We start from the raw sequence: 19,167 nt of genomic DNA, 5'->3' as shown, positions 1-19,167 counted from the left end.
TGAAAATTGATAGTCAATCGCTTAAGAGAGGGTAAAAAAATATTAGAAAAGTTATCCACATTTGGGAGGGGCGTTAATTATTTATACAAGACTGTGCTTTATTGAATTATTTTCATACCTTTGCAGACCAAATTTGATGTAAGATGCCCAAAGTAAAGACACATTCCCGTGCCAAGAAAACGTTCAAGGTTGGTGGGAACGGACAGATTAAGCGGTTCATGGCCTTCAAAAGCCACTTACTGACTAAAAAATCTACGAAAAGAAAACGTAGCTTAAGAGGTAGTACGCTGGTTCACGAAGCAAATCTTAACCTGGTTAAGAGAATGCTCGGAATGCGCTAGTATCTGTCAAAAGAATCGAATTTTATAACCTGAGAAAAAACAAAGCAAATGCCTCGTTCAGTTAATGCCGTAGCTTCAAGAGCCCGGAGAAAAAGGATCTTAAAGCAAGCCAAAGGCTTCTACGGTAAAAGAAAGAATGTTTACACCGTAGCGAAAAACGTCCTGGAAAAAGGACTCACTTACAGCTATGTTGGTCGTAAATTAAAGAAAAGAAACTACCGTCAGCTGTGGATCGCCCGTATCAACGCTGCTGTTAGAGCAGAAGGGTTGACCTATTCTGTGTTTATGAACAAATTAGCCGGTAAAAATATCGACCTGAACAGAAAAGTTCTGGCAGATCTGGCTATGAATGAACCAGAAACATTTAAAGCACTGGTAGCTTCTGTAAAGTAAGACTTACCTGATAGTAAATACCCGATAGCTGGCATCCCACAGGATGTCAGCTATTTTGTTTTTAGGGAATATACCCACCACAGCTGATCCACTTCCGCTCATAGCAGCATACAAGGCCCCAGCCGCATATAATTGTTCCTTGATCCCCGCTAAAACGGGATACGCGCTGAATACCGGCGCTTCAAAATCATTGGTAATTATTTCTCTCCAGGTAGCCACCGGTGATTGTATTTTCTCCCTCAGCCCATAAGCTGGCGCCTGGGGCGTAAGTTGCCTGAACGCCCAGCCGGTATTAACATGAATGCCCGGGTGCACCAGTACAAAGGAGTACCCCGAAAGATCCAGGTCAATAGGGTCCATAATTTCACCACGTCCCGTGGCATAACAAGGCCGGTTGTAAATAAAGAAGGGGCAATCACTACCCAATTGGGCTGCATAGTCAGCCAATGCCGTATCGGAAAGTCCCAGTTGAAACTTCTGGTTGAGCAATTGCAGCATGAACGCGGCATCTGCCGAACCTCCTCCTAGTCCCGCGCCAATTGGAATGTGTTTATGCAGGTGGATATTTACTGGCTGCACCTGCGGAAAATCGCGCTGCAGTAACTGAAAGGCCCTGATACAAAGGTTATCGGCCGCCTCCCCGGGAACAGGGATACCGCTGCTGGCAAACTGTAAAGATGGATGGGCAATGATTTCCAGGGCATCGTTTACAGGCAGGGGATAGAAAACGGTTTCCAGGTCATGAAAACCGTCAGGGCGTTTACGGGTAATATGCAGGCCCAGGTTTATCTTACAATTGGGAAATACGATCATCTATTATCTGTTGCACGGCAAACCTACAGCTACATGCCAAATGGCTGTCAACTGCACGATTATACTGAAAGAAAATTATTTGCTTTTGCGACTGTTTAGTTCATCGCGGATGGCGATAGCACGAATGTAATCTTCCTGTTCCAACACTTCCTGTAGGAGCGTGTTTAATTCATCCACATTCATAGATTTGAGGTCGTCTTCCACACCTTTTTCATGCTCTGAAATAGTAGGGGTTACCGGCTTGCTGCTTTTTTTGCCGGCAGGATCGTCCAGCAATATACCCGCGCTGTTGAGGATATTCTCAAATGTATAAATAGGGCATCCAAAACGAACCGCAAGCGCCAGTGCATCTGAAGTGCGGGAATCTATCTCAATAGTTTCATCGTTATTGGAACAGATAAGTTTGGAATAAAAAATGCCTTCCTGCAAATTACTGATGACCACCTCTTGCAATTCCACATTAAAGGCGTTCATGAAGTTTTTCATCAGGTCGTGCGTTAAAGGCCGGCTGGGTTGCATTTTCTCCAAAGCCACCGCAATAGCCTGCGCTTCAAAGCCCCCGATCACAATCGGCAAACGGCGTAGTCCGTTTACTTCTCCCAATACCACGGCATATGAATGAGTCTGCGTAATGCTGTGCGATAAAGCAACTATTTCCAGTTCTATTTTTCTCATATCTGTCTTGCGTTGTCGCTGAATAGTTTGTAAGTCTGTGAAGTTAGAAAAATATTCCCTATCTAAAAAAAATCTATCTGATAAATGCCTAATATCAACCCTACAAAGCGAAGAATTATGGATTACTGATCAGGATGATTTTAACATTTGCATCAGTCACCCATAATTCTTCCTTTGTAAAGTCTTTTATGATTGTTTCAGCTTCTGAACGGCTGCTGTCAGCTTAGGCACTACCTCAAAAGCATCGCCAACAATGCCGTAGTCGGCTGCCTTGAAGAAAGGTGCTTCCGGGTCTTTGTTGATCACCACAATAACCTTGCTACCATTTACGCCTGCCAGGTGCTGTATAGCGCCGGAAATACCAATGGCAACATATAAATTGGGCCTTACGGTCAGGCCGGTCTGGCCTACGTGCTCATGATGAGGGCGCCATCCGGCATCGGCCACGGGGCGTGAGCTCGCGGTGGCTGCTCCCAGCGCCTTGGCCAGGTCTTCCAGGATACCCCAATTTTCAGGACCTTTCATACCGCGACCACCACTTACTACGATTTCGGCCTCCGTTAAAGGTACGTCGCCACTCACTGTTTCGGTTTTTACCACTTTCACTTTAAAGTCGCTATCCTGGATGGCGGGAGAAAAAGCTTCTACTGTAGCTGTTCCTGTGCCGGGAGTGAGCGCAAAAGTATTGGGCATAATAGCAATGATTTTCTTATCGGAGGTGATATTGATATGGGCGAACGCCTTACCGGAGAACACATTTTTCTTTACCACAAAACCATTGCTGGTGTCAGGGTAGGAGATAGCGCCGGCTACGAGCCCCGCTTTGAGTCGCGCAGCCACCCGGGGAGCTACCGCTTTTCCATCAAAATTATGTGGGAAGATGATCACCTGGCTGCCTTCTTTTTCTGCTGCTTCCGCAATTACTTTAGTATATACGATACTTTCTACTTCGTGCAGGCGTGCATCGGCGGCGTGCAATACTTTTTGCGCACCGTAGTTACCGAGTGCAGAAAGTTCCGCGGCATCTACCGGGCCAAGTACCAGCGCGGTGGCAGTGGTACCCAGTTGAGCGGCCACTTTGGCGCCATATTGTACGGCTTCCAGTGCCGCTTTTTTAATCTTACCCTGTACCTGATCGGCAAATATTAATATAGACATGAATAATTTAATTAGTAGTTAGGAGATAGAGAACCCTTAGATCACTTTGGCTTCTTCGTGGAGTAATTTCACCAGTTCTTCCACGTTGTCGGGGCTGATCAGTTTTACACCTGCTTTTGCCGGCGGCAGCTCAAAGCTAACCACGGAAGTGAGGGTGTCTGCTGCTACAGGATCTACTACTGTCAAGGGTTTGGTTCTGGCAGCCATGATGCCGCGCATATTGGGAATACGGGCTTCGGCCATTCCTTTCTGGCAGGAAACTACCACCGGCAGGGATACTTCACAGGTTTCTTCGCCTCCTTCAATCTCCCTGTTTACCGTAGCCACGGTACCATTCAGGTCAAATTTCGCCGCAATGGACACATAGGGAAGGTCCAGCAATTCCGCTACCATACCGCCTATACCTGAACCATTATAATCGATGGTTTCTTTACCGGTAAAAATGATGTCGTATTGCTTTTCCCGGGTATGAGCCGCAATCTGGGAAGCGATATAAAAACTATCAGCGCTGTCGGCATTGATACGGAATGCTTCATCACCACCCAATGCCAGGGCTTTGCGGATAATAGGATCGCAATCAGCACCGCCTACCGTTACCAGGTGAACATCGGCGCCCATGGTTTCTTTCAGCTCCAGCGCCCTCACCAATGCGTACCACTCATCGTATGGATTAATAATAAACTGTACACCAGCCTCATTGAATTTCGTGTTGTTGTCCGTGAAAGCTATTTTTGCAGTCGTGTCCGGAGTTTTGCTGATACATACTAAAATCTTCATGGCCTTAAACTGTTTTGTTTAAAAATGCGGTAGTAGCAAATATATTTAAATAATATAAGCCAACCGCAGGCCGGAAAATGATTTTAATCAGTATTATCATTGACATATTGTAGAATTAAATAATAATAAACGGATGGATAGGATCCCGCAAATAAAGCAACTGTTGCTGGCCACACCCAACGATAGCTTTTTGAAACATGCGTTGGCATTGGAATATATTAAGATAGGCGACGATGTGGCCGCCCGTCAGCAATTTGAAGAACTGTTGGCATATGAACCCACCTATGTAGGTTCCTATTACCACCTCGGTAAGTTGCTGGAACGCGCAGGTGACAATGCCGGCGCCATCAGCGTATACGAAAAAGGAATGAGCATGGCCAAGGCAGCCAATGAAAGACACGCCTACAACGAATTGCAGTCCGCTTACGAAGAGCTGGTATACTGATATTTTAAATCCAATTAACCACGGATGCCTCAACATTTATTGACTCATTTTTCCGATTATATATCCCGGCAGCGGTTATTTGATCCCACTCAAAAAATACTGCTGGCCGTTAGCGGGGGCGTAGATTCTATCGTCATGGCCCGATTATTTAAACAGGCCGGATATGCCGCAGGCATTGCCCATTGCAACTTCCAGCTCCGTGCTGTCGAATCAGAACAGGATGAAGCCTTTGTAAAACAGGTAGCCGCCACGCTGGGCCTGCCTTTTTACTCCATCCGGTTTGATACCAGTGCTTATGTAGAAGCACATCGTGTAACCATACAGGTAGCCGCGAGAGAATTGCGCTACGAATGGCTGGAGCAAATACGCGCTACGGAAGGGTATGCATATATTGCTACCGCACACCATATGCAGGACAGCGTGGAAACTGCCCTGATGAATTTTACCAAAGGCACTGGCATAGCTGGTTTACATGGTATCTTGCCCAAACAGGAAAAGATTATCCGGCCTTTATTATTTACAGAGAAAGATACCCTGGTGGCCTATGCTGCCTTGCATAATATCGCTTTCCGGGAAGATAGTTCCAATATAACAGATAAGTATACACGTAATTATTACCGGCACCAGGTCATTCCCAGATTGCAGGAAGCATTTCCCGGCGCAGTGCGTAATATGGCGGCTACCATAGAGCGGATGAAGGAAGCAGAATATCTGTACCAGGAAGCACTGGAACGGCATCGCAAGCGGTTGCTGTTCCAGGAAGGCGATACCTGGAAGGTGCCGGTAGGCAAATTGCAACAAAGCATCCCCCTGCAAACTATTGCCTGGGAACTGTTTCGCCCGTTTGGTTGTTCTCCGGCACAGGTGCAACAGGTTTTGTCGCTGCTCGACAGCGAATCGGGCCGGTACGTGGAAACGGCTACGCACCGGGTTATCCGTAACCGGCAGTGGTTACTGATAACGCCATTGGCCATGGAAGCAGCTCCGCTGGTAGTTATTGAAGCCGATACGCAGCACGTGCATTTTGGCGGAGGCCAGCTACGCATCCGCCAGCAGGAGAGAGGCGCTGCCCCTATACCCACGGCCGCAGCAGTGGCCTGGCTGGATGCTGCACAGGTAACGTACCCGATGATCCTGCGGAAATGGAAACAGGGCGATTATTTTTATCCACTGGGTATGCCCCGGAAGAAAAAAATAAGCCGGTTCCTGATCGATCAGAAGCTGTCGCTGCCACAGAAAGAAAATGTTTGGGTATTGGAATCCAATAAGCGGATCGTGTGGATTGTAGGGATGAGGATAGACGACCGGGTGAAGATAAGCCCTAAAACAAAAGCGATACTGAGCATCGAATGGATGCCGTGAAAATGAGTGCAGCAGCGGCTTTATGGGCGCTGCTGCACTCATTGGTTATTGCACAAACTGAGAGCGATGCATAATCATATACAAAAAGTTGGTGCCCAGTTCCGGATGGAAGATCAGCGGAAATATCAACCCAAATAAGGCGCCCCATAAATGCGCATCGTGATTAATATTGCCTCCACCTTTTCTCCCCATATAAGCGGAAATCCCAAGAAATAATACACCATACACTACCGCTGGCAATTTGAGCGCAAAAAACAGGTAGATAGACGCCCAGGGGTTCACCAGGATAGCGGTAAACACAATGGCGGAAATAGCGCCGGAGGCCCCCAGGGAAGAGTAATAAGAATTGTCGCGGTGCTTAATGTAAGAAGGAATATTGGCCACAATAATCCCCAACAGGTAATAGCCAACATACACCATTTTGTTATGGAATAGTTGTGCAAAAACACGCTCAATAAACCCTCCGAAGAAATATAAAGTCAGCATATTAAAGAGCAAATGCTGGAAGTCGGCATGCACAAACCCGGAAGTGATAAAGCGGTAGTACTGGTTGTAACGCTTTACCATATAGGGTTGCAGGCTCAGCTTATCTAACTGGTCATAGTTCTGCAGGGCGGTATAGGAGATAAGGCAGGTAATGATAATGATAACTAAACTGATTGAAAGCGTCATACAATGAGATGATTTTATCTATAAATGTAACTATTGATGATGATACTTTTCCCTGTTTAATACCGTATAGGCACGATATAATTGTTCGGTGAAAATAAGCCGTACGAGTTGATGAGGGAAGGTTAAGGGCGACAACGACATTTTCAGCTGGGCTCTCTGCAACAGGGTTTCGTCAATACCAAAAGCGCCCCCTATGAGAATGATGAGTTGCCGGGTACCCGCATTGGTACGTTGTTGCAGGAAGTCAGCGAATTGCACGGTCGTCATCATCTTTCCCTTTTCGTCCAGCGCCAGCAGGAAATCGGTAGGCTGCAGCAGGTCCATGATTAATTTGGCCTCCTGCTTTTTGAGTTCAGGTATCGATAAACTGGCAGCCTGCTTTACGGTTGGGATCAGCTTTACCTCGAAATCCACGTAATGTTGTAGCCGTTTTTGAAAAACTGCCATTCCGTCCCTGATGTAGGGATCATGCTCCTTTCCTATACTCCAGAGTTGAATTTTCACTTCGTATGATAATTAAGTAACGGTGTAAAAGTAAGTGTAAATCAGAAGATTGCATGAATTTTTTTAATAACTATTTGGTGTTTTCGAAAAATCCGCTACCTTTGCCATCCAATCATAATTAATGGCTCCGTAGCTCAATTGAATAGAGCATTTGACTACGGATCAAAAGGTTTCAGGTTTGAATCCTGACGGGGTCACTAAGAGGAACGCCTCCCAACTTTGGGGGGCGTTCCTCTTTTATATTGGCACTGGCGGCCTGGCGGGAGCCCATGAGACGGGCTTTTGCTTTCTGAGGAGCCACAAAATTATCCTGTCATCATTATAAGCTTTCCATTTACGTATATACGTTACCGATAGGTATCCCTGCGACCCTTATCAACAAAGTACCACCAGATTAAAAAAAATATTTTAAATTAAGGAAGATATAAATAATAAATACAACCATCATGGCCATTGCTGTAAAACAAAGATTGTTATCATTGGATTTCTTCCGGGGCCTTACGGTAGCGGCTATGATACTGGTGAATAACCCGGGAGACTGGAACTATGTATATGCACCGCTGGAGCACTCCAAATGGAATGGCTGTACGCCCACTGATCTCATTTTTCCTTTTTTTCTCTTTATCGTGGGGGTGTCTATCGCGTATGCCCTCGGCAGCCGGAAAGATGACCCTACGCAGCATGGACAAATGATCCGGCAGGCATTGCGCCGGGGCGCTACTATCGTGGTGCTGGGATGGTTGTTGCACCTGGTGCCCCGGTTTGATTTTTCGCACTGGCGTTTCCCGGGAGTGCTGCCACGTATAGGCGTGGTGTTTAGTATCTGTGCGATATTATTTATCAAAACAAGCCGGCGTACGCAGCTATGGACGGGAATAGCATTGTTATTGGGCTATTGGATATTGATGACATTCGTGCCAGTACCAGGTATAGGAGCGCCCAACCTGGAGCCGGAAACCAACCTGGCGGCCTGGTTAGACCGGCTGGTATTTACCCCTGCGCATTTGTGGGCGGGTAGCAAAACCTGGGACCCGGAGGGGCTGCTAAGCACCTTGCCAGCTATCGGTACAGGTATCTTCGGGATGTTGGTGGGGAGCTGGCTACGCCGCAAAGACCGCGAAGATGCCGTAAAAGTATCGTGGCTCTTTGTATATGGTTTTATAACGGTGATCCTGGCACTGATATGGGATCCGTTTTTTCCTATTAATAAATCGCTCTGGACCAGTTCTTTTGTATTATACACCGGCGGGCTGGCTACCATGGCGTTGTCGGCCAGTTACTGGCTGATCGATGTGCAACAGCACCAACGCTACCTGGCGCCATTCGTAGCGTTTGGCCGCAATGCCATTACGGCTTTTGTCTTGTCGGGACTTATTCCGAAAATACTGGGATATATCCCCGCAGGTAATACTAATGTAAAAGAATGGTTTTACCAGGCGGTGTTTGCAGGTAACATGCTGCCCTATCACGCATCCCTGGGAGCGGCCATACTGCTGGTGTTGGTGATATGGGTGCCCATAGGAATCATGTACCGTAAGAATATTATTATTAAGGTATAAAACGGGTAAAAGCGTATAGCCTTTGGCGATAGTTTACGAAAATTATTTGCTGATTTTTTTTGATAAATAAAAAACAAGTTCTACATTTGCAATCCCAAAACGGGAATGGCTTCATAGCTCAACTGAATAGAGCATTTGACTACGAATCAAAAGGTTTCTGGTTTGAATCCAGATGAGGTCACAAAAAAAAGAATGCTGCAACAACTGCAGCATTCTTTTTTTATTAATAATATCTTTATTCGGTACGTATACTCTTCACCGGATCTACCCAGGCGGCTTTTACGGCCTGCATACTGATGGTGATCAACGCAATTAGCAAGGCTGTTACGCCGGCCACCACAAACATCCACCAGCTTATACTGATACGGTAGGCAAAGTTTTCCAGCCACCGGTGCATCAGCCACCAGGCAATGGGGCATGAGATCACAATGGCAATCACTACCAGCTTCATAAAGTCTTTCGCCAGCAATTGTACGATGTTATTCGTGTTGGCGCCCAACACCTTCCGGATACCAATTTCTTTTTTCCGTTGTTTGGCAGTGAAAGTAGTGAGCCCGTATAATCCCATACAGGCAATGAATACAGCGATCAGGGCAGACACAATAAAGAAGCGGCCCAGCCTTTGTTCTTCCTTGTATTGGTTATCGTACATCTGGTCGAGGAAGAAGTAATCGAATGGATTGCCCGGAAATACTGATTCATACAGGGTTTTGATACTGCTTATCTTTCCGGAAATATCTGCTGCATTTAACTTCAGCGTAAAATAATTATCGATATCAGAGGGAAGGAAAATGGTAGGTTCTATCAGCTGTCGCAGCGATAAATGGTGATAGTCCTTTACCACGCCGATGATCTCCAGGTCTTTATCCTGCCATTTTATTTTCTGAGAGATGGCGTTTTCTGCACTGGTGAATCCCAGCTGCTTTACCGCTTTCTCGTTAACGATCACTTTGCCATCCTTTTCCCATCCGCTTTGCACCATTTGAGGCGTAAAGTTTTTGCCGGCTACCAGGGGGATTTCATAAGTGCCAAAGTAGTTATCATCTATCTTCAGCAGGTAGTATGTTTTTTCTTCCATGGTCGACAAATCAGCTCCCAGCCGGTATATGCGGTTGTTGGATAGATTGTATCCCATACCTGGTGTATTATCAGAAGACGCCACACTCTTTACAAACGGCAGTTGGCTTAGCTCATTCTTAAATGTGGCGGCGCTGGTATTACTGGTATCTATCTGGTTAGACGGGCCCGTAATAATCAACCGTTGCTCGAGGTTAATGCCCAGGTCCTGCGTTTGCATATAGGAGAGCTGCCGGTATAGCACAATGGTGGCAATAATGAATATGATAGAAGCCATAAACTGGAACACCACCAGGCCTTTGCGTAGGGTAAGTCCTCTGCCCGACTGGTTAAATTTATTTCGCAGCATGGCAATGGGGCTGAAGCCAGTTAACACGAGGGCGACATATCCGCCTGACAAAATAGAGCTGATAAAAATGAGCACAACTCCCAGGAGCCAAAACCAGCCACGATTGAGCACCAGGATGGAAAGTGATTTCCCGGTAAAACCATTATAAACGCCCTGTAGCGCCAAAACAATGAGGATAGCCACGAGGGTGCTGAGGATGGTTAGCAGGAAGGTTTCTGTGAGGTATTGTACTACCAGCTCATGCCGCTGGGCGCCCAGCACTTTACGCACGCCCACTTCCTTCGCGCGGTTCAGCGCCTGGGCCGTAGAGAGATTGATATAGTTTACCCACGCAATCAATAATATCAGGACGGCAATGCTGAGCAGCGCTACCACCAGTTTGAGGCTACCGAACGTTTGATGTATATAGTTGAAGGAAGGGGCCAGGTGTAATTCGCTCATAGGCTGAAAGGCCATGCGGTCGGTCGACTGCGGCTTTACCTTATGTACAAATTTGGTGATTTGGTCTGCTATCTGGTCTACCGGTGAATGATCGGCAATCAGCAGGTATACAATGCTAAAGCCGGCTTTAATACTCCTGGGGTCAGCCCAGTCGTTACCGTTGCGGTTGGCGGGGTTTTCCAGGGTTTTAAACGACAATAATATATTGGACTTGATATCAGACTCGCCAGGCATGTCTTTAAATACAGCCGTTACGGTGTAAGGGGTGGTGCCAAACTGGTTACTCAATTTTATAATTTTCCCGACTGCATTGTCATTGTCGAAATACCGCCTGGCGGTTGTTTCGGAGATAGCTACTGTATTGGGTTCATTTAAGGAAGGGGTACCTGCCACGAGTGGAAAAGTAAAGAGATCCAGGAAGTTCCCATCTACATACATTACTTTGTCTTCGAGAAAAGCTTTTTCCCGGTTGGCATTATCGGTAACAGATACCACGCCGTTGCCGATATCCTCGGCAGTCCTTACATATGCCCGGATACCGGTACTGTTGGCAAAGTTCTGTTGTATCACCGGTGCAAATCCCGGGGGGAGGTGATAAGTGCTGCGGTCTTCCTGGCTTACGACCATCGTTCTGTATAACCGGGTATAATTTTTATGGAACCGGTTAGCACTCCATTCAAACGTAACATATTCGATGATGAATATAAAAAGAGCTATTCCGATGGCCAGTCCCGCCATATTAATGGTCACGAAGGTTTTATTTCTCCATAAATTCCTGCGGGCAATTTTCAGATGAGTGATGAACATAGGGCTATTGTTTTTGAAGGAGGCTAAGTAGATTTTTGGATTGGATGTTTTAAAAACAAGCGAATGATTAAAGTTACCTGGAAAAAATCTATTGGGTCAAAAGGGTCCTCGTGCTACGAAATTCTTTGCTGATGCCGGTTGCAGGAAAGAAACGCATTAGTGAAACTATACCAGGGTATTCAATATCCGCCATTACAAAATGATGCCAGTTTATTACAGGCATGAAAATCAAATCATTCCATTGCTGACGGTTCACAACAGTGTCCGTTTTTGAAACAATGATGTTCGCTTTTGCAATAACATGGAACAGGTTTATTTTTCAACCGGAAGATAGATATCTTATAAATAATAAAATAACGTATCATGCAGAAATGAGGGAATCCGTAACAAGATTTATAGTTTTCTGCATTTTTTGGTAATTATTCTCCCGTTATCTTTATGAATCTTATTTTTTTCCGAGAACCCAAATAATAATTGTTACTATATGTGTTGAATTAACTGATATGGGAGTATCTGTAGCGCCAGCTATACCATGTGATTAGGAATCAGTACTACTTTGCTGTCAGTTGTTTTTTTTCTGTATATTCTGCGTAGATCCTTGAACCTGTTTTAGCCAACGGAATGAAGGCTGTTCCATCTGACAACAGATGGGACAGGTATTTGTTAATCCCTTCTTTCCACTTCACAGTATCCATTTTCCAGGTAAACGCGTCGGTTCCAGTTGTATCCGTTTCATCCAAACGGTCAGGGGGAAGTATTTGCTTTATCGCCGGGTAAATCAGCTATTTCCATCTCTCCGTCCACTTTTAATTTTTATCATTAAGCCTATGTGTGTTTCATCCCCCGAAGAGAAATGGCTGGTCGTTTATACCAAACCCAAACTGGAGAAGAAGATCGCCGCCGAAATTACCTCCATGGCATATGAGTGCTATCTGCCTTTGTACACGGTAGCCCGTAAGTGGAGCGATCGTATAAAACGGCTACGGCAGCCATTATTTCCCAATTACCTTTTCGTGAAGATAAATCCCCGTGAAAAGTTCAGGGTATTATCAGCTAATGGCGTTATCCGACTGGTTGCCTTCAAAGGCGAACTGGTGGCTGTCAGCGATGAAGAGATAGCACGTATCAGGATGATTGAAATGGCCGGATGTGAAATCACCCGCGAACATAATTATTGTATAGGCGAAAAAGTGAAAGTGATAGAAGGAGTGCTTTCCGGTTTGGAAGGTATCCTGGTGAAACGTCATACCGACAAGCGTTTTGTAGTACAGTTGCCATTGATTAACCAGTCAATCGGCGTGGAAATTCCCATGCATTGCCTGGAAAGAGTCAGTTAATATTTTACCCTGCTCACATACTATCCCGGACCTGTTAAGAACAACGCCTGCTGTTCGGCTACGTCCGTTTGAGTTTACAGTACCTGTAAATCATTACACATGATGAAGAATGAACCTAACACACCGATAGCCATTGTCGGAATTGGTTGCCGTTTGCCTGGCGGCGCCTCTTCTGCTCCGAAATTCTGGGACATGCTCATGAATAAAACAGATGCCATCGTTGAAATCCCCCGCGAACGGTGGGACAACCGGCGGTTCTGCAGCCAGTCGGACCAGGCGCACAATAAAATCCGTAGTTTTCATGGTGGTTTCCTGCGAGAGAAAATAGATGAATTTGACCCGTTCTTTTTCGGCATTTCTCCCCGCGAAGCCGAAACGTTAGACCCGCAACAGCGGCTGTTGCTGGAGGTTTCCTATGAGGCTATGGAAGATGCCGGCATTACGTTGCCACAGGTAAAAGGCAGCAATACCGGTGTTTTCGTAGGGGGATTTACGTATGATTTCGGGCTGTTGCAGCTGGAAAAGGATAATCGTGCACTTATTAACTCCACCACGGCTACGGGTATCATGCTCACCATGCTATCCAACAAATTATCCTACTGGTATGATTTTAAGGGGCCGAGTTTCACTATCGATACCGCTTGTTCTTCTTCGCTGGTGGCTACTCACGTGGCCTGCCAGAATATCTGGGCGGGAGAATGTGATATGGCCATGGTAGGTGGTGTAAACGTAGTGCTGAAACCTGTGATGAGTATGGTGATGAGCGCGGGTAAGTTCCTGTCCAAACATGGACGCTGCAAAGCTTTTGATGAAGAAGCAGCGGGCTATGTAAGAGGGGAGGGCGCTGGTATAGTGTTACTGAAACCATACGATAAGGCGGTGGCAGACGGCAATAAAATTTATGCCCTGATCAGGGCTACCGGTATTAACCAGGATGGAAAGACCGGCGGGATTACTGTACCAAATGGCCTTTCACAAAAAGCGTTGATAAGAAAAGTACTACATAAGAGCGGTATTCACGTGAACCAGGTACACTATGTGGAAGCGCATGGCACCGGCACCCAGGCCGGCGACCCGGTAGAGTTTAATGCCATCAATGATGTTCTGAAAGAAGAAGGATATAGCAATGGCAAGTGCCTGATTGGTTCTGTGAAAACCAATATCGGCCACCTGGAAGCCGGATCGGGCGTGGCCGGATTGATTAAAGCTACGCTATGCCTGCAGCATAAGACGGCGCCGCCTAACCTGCATTTCAACAAGCCTAATCCAGGTTTGAATTATGAGGAAAGCCTGCTGCGTATTCCCGTACAGCCGGAACCATTACCTGCCGGCGAGCCTTCATTTGCCCTGGTGAATTCCTTTGGATATGGAGGCACCAATGCGCATGTGGTGCTGGAAGAATATCACATGCCCGCAACCGATAGTACTGCCACGGCAACTGTTACAGCAGAAGCCCCCATGATATTTCCTCTCTCTGCACATGATACCGGTGTGCTAAAGCAGTTGGCGCAGTCTTACCTGGCGCTGCTGGAGAAAAACGAAGTAAGCGCAGCGGATTTGCTGTATTCGGCCGCTCACCGGCGTACGCATCACAAGCACCGCCTGGCGGTGGTGGCACAGGGAAAAGAAGACCTGAAAGAAAAGATGCTGGCCTTTCATCATAATAATTTAGGAAAACATATTGTTACCAATACGGCAGGTACAGAGACGGGCAAGACCGTTTTTGTATACACCGGTATGGGGCCACAGTGGTGGAAGATGGGGCGGGAGCTAATGGCTTGCGAACCTGTATTCCGTCAAAGCCTGGAAGACTGTGACGCCATTTTCAGGAGAATAGCTTCCTGGTCTGTGCTGGAGGAAATGCAAAAAGACGAAGCGACCTCCCGTATTAAGGAAACGCAGGTAGCGCAACCGGCTAATTTTTTCATACAGGTGGCTTTAACGTCCCTGCTGGCGCATTTCGGCGTGAAGCCTGATGCAGTTGTTGGGCATAGCGTAGGTGAAGTGGCGTCCGCATATATTTCAGGTGCGCTGTCGCTTGAAGAGGCCATCCTGGTAAGCTATCACCGGAGCCGCCTGCAACAGCTGATTGCGGGTAAGGGCAGGATGCTGGCGGTATCTATCCCGGCGGCTACTGCGGAAAACATGATTGCGCAGTACCCCGACATTTCTGTGGCGGCCATCAATAGCCCCGATTCGGTTACGTTGTCCGGCGATGAATCCGGTCTGCTTGCGCTGGCAGACAAGTTTGAGCTGAAGGGTATTTTCTGCCGGATGCTGGAGGTGGAAGTACCTTATCACAGTCCGCTGATGAATGAAATTCAGGAAGAATTGCTGGTGTCGTTGCGCGGGTTACAACCGGCAGCTACGCATATCCCGCTTTATTCTACCGTTACCGGCAACCTGATTGACGGCACGGCTATCGACGCCAATTACTGGTGGCTGAATGTGCGTAACCCGGTTAGTTTTGCGCCGGCTATAGATGTATTGTCGGCCAATGAGTTTGATTGTTTCATGGAGATTGGTCCCCATCCGGTGCTGAAAACGGCTATAACAGAGTGCTTGCAGGCCAGGAGCCGGAAAGGCACGCTCGTTCATTTTATGAACCGTAAGGAAAACGAACCACTTCATTTTTATAGCGGCCTGGCTACTTTATATACCCTGGGTCATTCGGTTAACTGGGACCTGCTGGCTCCCCGGGCGGCTTTCGTTCCATTGCCGGTTTATCCCTGGCAGAAAGTACGATACTGGAATGAAAGCGGGATATCCGCGGAAGACCGGTCTGGCCTGGAGGGAAACGTATTCCTCTATAACCGGCTGCCAGCAGCCCAACCCATGTATGAAGTAGAATTGAATACCCTATTCTTTCCTTTCCTGCGCGATCATATTGTGCATGGAAAAATAATTTTCCCGGGAGCCGGCTATATCACTGCCGCTATGGCTATGTATAGCAATGAACCCGGTAATGCAGGCAAAGGGATGATATTGGAAGATATTGCATTTCACCAGTTGCTGCTGATCGACGACCGGCAGGTACAACTGCTGCATGCCACGATGGATACCAGTCTGGGGCAGTTTCGTGTACTGAGCCGGCAGGAAGGTACTTTACCTGGTTGGCAGCTAAGAGCAACAGGCAGGTATGTAAATGGAAATATGCCGGTTACCGGTAAGCAGCTGGACTTGTCTTATCTGCGCAGTAAATGCACCGCGCACCTGACGGCCGAAGCATTATATGATAAACTGGCGCATATAAAACTGGAGTATGGTCCATTGTTCCGTTGTGTGAAAGAAGTGGCCCATGCGCCGGGAATGGCGTTGGCGGCTATTGAGGGACATCCTTCTTATGCGGCCAACCGCGAGGAATATTTCATTCACCCCGTATTGCTTGATGCCTGTTTCCAGGTAATGGTGGTGGCCAGTCCACGGGAAGTAGTGCCTGTTTCTATCCGCCGGCTCAACTGTTATCACGCAGTGGGCAATCGTTTCCTGTGTTATGCTACCATCACCTCCGTAACATCTACAGAAGTGGAGGGCGATTTGACGATATGCCTCGAAGACGGTGCAGTGGCGATGCACATCGAAGGGCTGAAATGCCAGCAGATGTTGAAACTGTCTGATGCTGATGAAGAGCAGGGAGTAGCAGATGCTTTTTATACGCCCGAATGGCAGGAGTATGTACTTCCTGCCGGCAGGCAGGATATGCCAGCGCCGGTAGTGGTGCTGGCGGCCGATAAGTCGACGGGGCTTTCTGCTGCAACCGCCCTGTCGGCAAGGGGAATGGTCGTAAGCCTGTTATGCCAGGGTAACGCCGGCCGGAAAGTAGGCGAACGCCAATATGAAGTGGATCTTAGTAACGGAGCCGATATAAAATGGGCATTGGAAGAAGCCGGGAGTCCAGGTATGCAGGTGCTATATATTCCCGGAAAACAGGAAGAGATACCAGCTGCGGAGCGATGCCTGCAGGAAGTGACCCCGTTGCTGCAATTGATGAAAAACTGGCCTGCCACCGGACCCCGGTCGTTGTACATTGTTACGCAACAGGCACATGTTATAGCGGACGACGGCGCTACTGTGAACCTGGCGGCAGCGCCTGTATGGGGATTAGGCGGTGTGATTGCCAACGAATATCCTCAGTGCCGGGTGCAGTTGATAGACCTGCCCGCCCAACAACCCGACTGGTCATTGCTGGCAGCCGTGGTGGAACAGGAAGAATCAGAAACGGAAATGGCTATACGGGGTACGCAGCTATATGTAAGGAGATTACACCGGAAGGCAGCTGCGACGCCTGAAACACTGAAGGAATCTGTTAATGTAAGCCAACATCCGGTTGCGCTGAAAACGGGGCAGAAAACGTCCCCGGGTGTACCTGCATTTGAAGAAGTATCAAGGGGCGTACCCGGTAATAAAGAGATAGAGATATTGGTATATAATACCGCCATTAAGAACAGCGATTATCCCAAAATAGCCAATAAAGGGACAAATGCCACCCACTACCAGGTGGGAGTGGAATGTGCCGGTGTAGTAATGTCGCTTGGCAAAGATGTAACCGGTTTTCGTATAGGCGACCATGTGATGGGCATCTGTCCTTCGGGGGCGATCAGGTCATATGCTATGCTACCAGATCATTTAACCATACAGCTGCCGGCGGGGATGCCGCATAGCGGCGCAGTGGGACTGATACCGTTTGTGGGCGTACTGCATGCACTCAAATATATTGCACAGCTGGGAGCGGGCGATAAAATACTGATACCAGGTGCTACGGAGAGTGCAGGTATGGCGGCCATTCAATATGCGCGGATGGTAGGAGCTGAAATATTTGCCACAGCAGAAGGCGCGCAGCAACAGGATATGCTGAGAAACGCCGGCGTGCAGCATGTATTTGGAGCGGATGATATCGGCGCTATTGCCGCTATCCTGGGCATCACCAATGGTTATGGTATAGACGTGGTGTTCAGCATGTCGCATGGCGAAATGTTGTACCAGGGACTGGCCTTGTTGGCGCCTTATGGCAAATATCTGGATGTTAGCGGCGATCAAAGCGCTCAGAAGGTACTGCCTATGCAACACTTCTCCCGAAATCTGACCTTTGCTGCGGTGGATGCGGAGCGCATTATCAGCGAAAGGCCTTTACTGGCAGCTAAATACCTGAAAGAAATTCGTGAATATATGGAAGCCGGTCATTTCACTGCTTTGCAGGTAAAAGAAATAGCCGCCCGGGAAATTGGCGACGTTGAAGCCAGAACAGCAGAACAGCCTTGGTCTGTCGATAAGACCGTCATTCGTTTTTATAACGAAGAAGTAGAAATCCCTGTAGTAGAAAATACCCGGTTGACCTTAAAGCCTGACGCTACTTACCTGGTTACCGGCGGTACCCGCGGCCTGGGCCTGGAGATAGCCCGATGGATGGTGGCGCGCGGGGTGCGACATGTGGTGCTGGTAAGCCGTTCCGGTGCGCAGCTGCAAAGCTCACAGGATGCTATCCGGGAAATGGAAGCTGGAGGAGCGGTAGTATGGGTGGTAGTAGCTGATATCACAGACGATAAGGCTGTACATGCGCTGATAAGCAAGATAAGGGCCCAGCTGCCCCCATTGAAAGGTATTTTCCACGGCGCCATGGTACTGGACGACGGTTTCTTTGCAGATATGACACCTGACCGTTTCCGCAAGGTAATGGCGCCTAAAATAGATGGCGCCGTGCACCTGCACAATGCAACGGCGACGGATACACTGGATTTCTTTGTATGTATTTCCTCTATCTCCACATTAATCAGTAACCCAGGGCAAGCGAACTACATTGCCGCCAACGGCTTCCTCGATGCCTTTGCGCATTACCGCCGTCAGAAAGGATGGCCGGCTACCACCATCAACCTCGGCGTGGTAGCAGGAACCGGTGTAGTGGCCCGGGATGAAAAATTACAGGCTATGTTGGAAGATGCGGGTATCCATGGTTTGTCGACCCGGGAAATAATGGAAGGCATTACCATCATACTAAAAGAAAAACCAGTACAGACAGGCTTCTTCAGCGTTGACTGGGAAACCTGGGCCAGCGGCAACCCCGTAGCAGGGCAATTCTCCCTGTTCAAAGACCTGGTTGCGAAGAACCGGCAAGACACTGGCCCGGTGCAGCAACAGCAGGAAGTAGTGGCTGCATTAATGGGTATGAGCCGCGAGGAATGGGCCGGTTACATAGGAGGACTACTCGTAACAGAGTTATCGCAGATCCTTAAAATGGATGCCGGCAAAATTGACCGCGATAAAGGCATTAACCTGCTGGGTATTGATTCTGTAATGGTGGTAGAATTGATTGGAGCCGTAAAACGAAACCTCGGTATCGTGATGCTGCCTATGGAATTTTTGACAGGTCCGTCAGTGACGGTATTAGCAGAGGTGATGCTGAAAAGATTACCATTACCCGCCGAAGAAATGGTCAGCGAATAAAAATTGTTTCCGCCATATA

General features: G+C 47.7%; 14 protein-coding genes and 2 tRNA genes. 9 read left to right on the top strand and 7 right to left on the bottom strand.

Annotated elements, in window-relative coordinates:
- Positions 1-143: 143 nt before the first annotated feature.
- Together rpmI and rplT are read left to right on the top strand one after the other, a co-directional pair.
- Positions 144-341 carry a 50S ribosomal protein L35 gene (gene rpmI, locus HGH91_RS03970; protein ID WP_079471802.1) on the top strand — a complete coding sequence of 66 codons (198 nt, stop codon included), beginning with the start codon at positions 144-146 and terminating at the stop codon, positions 339-341.
- A gap of 48 nt (positions 342-389) precedes the next feature.
- Positions 390-734, top strand: a complete 345-nt coding sequence (gene rplT / locus HGH91_RS03965; protein WP_078673350.1) for a 50S ribosomal protein L20 — start codon at positions 390-392, stop codon at positions 732-734.
- 3 nt (positions 735-737) lie between these two features.
- Here the strand turns inward: rplT and ispE are convergent, their stop codons facing one another.
- The 4 genes from ispE to HGH91_RS03945 form a co-directional block, all read right to left on the bottom strand.
- Complete coding sequence (ispE, locus tag HGH91_RS03960) at positions 738-1,547, bottom strand: 4-(cytidine 5'-diphospho)-2-C-methyl-D-erythritol kinase (protein WP_168737141.1); 810 nt, start codon at positions 1,545-1,547, stop codon at positions 738-740.
- 75 nt (positions 1,548-1,622) lie between these two features.
- Positions 1,623-2,222 (bottom strand): bifunctional nuclease family protein, encoded by a 600-nt coding sequence (locus HGH91_RS03955; protein WP_145666142.1) that lies wholly within the window; start codon positions 2,220-2,222, stop codon positions 1,623-1,625.
- 186 nt (positions 2,223-2,408) lie between these two features.
- The gene (locus HGH91_RS03950) at positions 2,409-3,380 is read right to left on the bottom strand and encodes an electron transfer flavoprotein subunit alpha/FixB family protein (protein ID WP_168737140.1); all 972 of its coding nucleotides are present in this window, start codon (positions 3,378-3,380) and stop codon (positions 2,409-2,411) included.
- A gap of 36 nt (positions 3,381-3,416) precedes the next feature.
- Positions 3,417-4,157, bottom strand: coding sequence for an electron transfer flavoprotein subunit beta/FixA family protein (locus HGH91_RS03945; protein WP_168737139.1), 741 nt, complete (start codon positions 4,155-4,157; stop codon positions 3,417-3,419).
- A 133-nt stretch (positions 4,158-4,290) separates the two neighbouring features.
- On the opposite strand from HGH91_RS03945, the gene HGH91_RS03940 reads away from it, so the two are divergent.
- The gene (locus tag HGH91_RS03940) at positions 4,291-4,602 is read left to right on the top strand and encodes a tetratricopeptide repeat protein (protein WP_168737138.1); all 312 of its coding nucleotides are present in this window, start codon (positions 4,291-4,293) and stop codon (positions 4,600-4,602) included.
- 24 nt (positions 4,603-4,626) lie between these two features.
- On the top strand, positions 4,627-5,964 hold the full coding sequence (tilS, locus tag HGH91_RS03935; RefSeq protein WP_168737137.1) for a tRNA lysidine(34) synthetase TilS: 1,338 nt from the start codon (positions 4,627-4,629) through the stop codon (positions 5,962-5,964).
- Positions 5,965-6,009: 45 nt separating this feature from the next.
- Here the strand turns inward: tilS and HGH91_RS03930 are convergent, their stop codons facing one another.
- Both HGH91_RS03930 and HGH91_RS03925 read right to left on the bottom strand, forming a co-directional pair.
- Positions 6,010-6,636 (bottom strand): rhomboid family intramembrane serine protease, encoded by a 627-nt coding sequence (locus tag HGH91_RS03930; RefSeq protein WP_168737136.1) that lies wholly within the window; start codon positions 6,634-6,636, stop codon positions 6,010-6,012.
- A 30-nt stretch (positions 6,637-6,666) separates the two neighbouring features.
- Positions 6,667-7,140 carry a 23S rRNA (pseudouridine(1915)-N(3))-methyltransferase RlmH gene (locus HGH91_RS03925; protein WP_168737135.1) on the bottom strand — a complete coding sequence of 158 codons (474 nt, stop codon included), beginning with the start codon at positions 7,138-7,140 and terminating at the stop codon, positions 6,667-6,669.
- A gap of 123 nt (positions 7,141-7,263) precedes the next feature.
- On the opposite strand from HGH91_RS03925, the gene HGH91_RS03920 reads away from it, so the two are divergent.
- The 3 genes from HGH91_RS03920 (at position 7,264) to HGH91_RS03910 (ending at position 8,880) form a co-directional block, all read left to right on the top strand.
- Positions 7,264-7,337 (top strand) — tRNA-Arg (locus HGH91_RS03920).
- 249 nt (positions 7,338-7,586) lie between these two features.
- Positions 7,587-8,699: an acyltransferase family protein gene (locus HGH91_RS03915; RefSeq protein ID WP_168737134.1), complete on the top strand. Its 1,113-nt coding sequence runs from the start codon at positions 7,587-7,589 to the stop codon at positions 8,697-8,699.
- A 107-nt stretch (positions 8,700-8,806) separates the two neighbouring features.
- A tRNA-Arg gene (locus HGH91_RS03910) sits at positions 8,807-8,880 on the top strand.
- A gap of 54 nt (positions 8,881-8,934) precedes the next feature.
- On the opposite strand, the gene HGH91_RS03905 is transcribed toward HGH91_RS03910, so the two are convergent.
- Positions 8,935-11,373 carry an ABC transporter permease gene (locus tag HGH91_RS03905; protein WP_168737133.1) on the bottom strand — a complete coding sequence of 813 codons (2,439 nt, stop codon included), beginning with the start codon at positions 11,371-11,373 and terminating at the stop codon, positions 8,935-8,937.
- Between the two features lie 827 nt (positions 11,374-12,200).
- Here HGH91_RS03905 and HGH91_RS03900 point away from each other — a divergent pair.
- Both HGH91_RS03900 and HGH91_RS03895 read left to right on the top strand, forming a co-directional pair.
- Positions 12,201-12,710 carry a UpxY family transcription antiterminator gene (locus HGH91_RS03900; RefSeq protein WP_168737132.1) on the top strand — a complete coding sequence of 170 codons (510 nt, stop codon included), beginning with the start codon at positions 12,201-12,203 and terminating at the stop codon, positions 12,708-12,710.
- A gap of 99 nt (positions 12,711-12,809) precedes the next feature.
- A complete protein-coding gene (locus tag HGH91_RS03895) occupies positions 12,810-19,148 on the top strand; it encodes a type I polyketide synthase (RefSeq protein WP_168737131.1) in 6,339 nt (2,112 codons plus the stop codon).
- Positions 19,149-19,167 lie beyond the last annotated feature (19 nt).

It is taken from the genome of Chitinophaga eiseniae (assembly GCF_012641265.1).
GTDB classification, from domain to species: domain Bacteria; phylum Bacteroidota; class Bacteroidia; order Chitinophagales; family Chitinophagaceae; genus Chitinophaga; species Chitinophaga eiseniae_A.
The sequence above is the reverse complement of the archived record's forward strand: the minus strand, read 5'-3'. Positions and strand labels throughout refer to the sequence as shown.

What these genes read in the sequence shown, in the direction of transcription:
- rpmI (WP_079471802.1), top strand. Translation starts at nt 144, where the DNA reads ATGCCCAAAGTAAAGACACATTCCCGTGCCAAGAAAACGTTCAAGGTT.
- rplT (WP_078673350.1), top strand. Translation starts at nt 390, where the DNA reads ATGCCTCGTTCAGTTAATGCCGTAGCTTCAAGAGCCCGGAGAAAAAGG.
- ispE (WP_168737141.1), bottom strand. Translation starts at nt 1,547, where the DNA reads ATGATCGTATTTCCCAATTGTAAGATAAACCTGGGCCTGCATATTACC.
- HGH91_RS03955 (WP_145666142.1), bottom strand. Translation starts at nt 2,222, where the DNA reads ATGAGAAAAATAGAACTGGAAATAGTTGCTTTATCGCACAGCATTACG.
- HGH91_RS03950 (WP_168737140.1), bottom strand. Translation starts at nt 3,380, where the DNA reads ATGTCTATATTAATATTTGCCGATCAGGTACAGGGTAAGATTAAAAAA.
- HGH91_RS03945 (WP_168737139.1), bottom strand. Translation starts at nt 4,157, where the DNA reads ATGAAGATTTTAGTATGTATCAGCAAAACTCCGGACACGACTGCAAAA.
- HGH91_RS03940 (WP_168737138.1), top strand. Translation starts at nt 4,291, where the DNA reads ATGGATAGGATCCCGCAAATAAAGCAACTGTTGCTGGCCACACCCAAC.
- tilS (WP_168737137.1), top strand. Translation starts at nt 4,627, where the DNA reads ATGCCTCAACATTTATTGACTCATTTTTCCGATTATATATCCCGGCAG.
- HGH91_RS03930 (WP_168737136.1), bottom strand. Translation starts at nt 6,636, where the DNA reads ATGACGCTTTCAATCAGTTTAGTTATCATTATCATTACCTGCCTTATC.
- HGH91_RS03915 (WP_168737134.1), top strand. Translation starts at nt 7,587, where the DNA reads ATGGCCATTGCTGTAAAACAAAGATTGTTATCATTGGATTTCTTCCGG.
- HGH91_RS03905 (WP_168737133.1), bottom strand. Translation starts at nt 11,373, where the DNA reads ATGTTCATCACTCATCTGAAAATTGCCCGCAGGAATTTATGGAGAAAT.
- HGH91_RS03900 (WP_168737132.1), top strand. Translation starts at nt 12,201, where the DNA reads ATGTGTGTTTCATCCCCCGAAGAGAAATGGCTGGTCGTTTATACCAAA.
- HGH91_RS03895 (WP_168737131.1), top strand. Translation starts at nt 12,810, where the DNA reads ATGATGAAGAATGAACCTAACACACCGATAGCCATTGTCGGAATTGGT.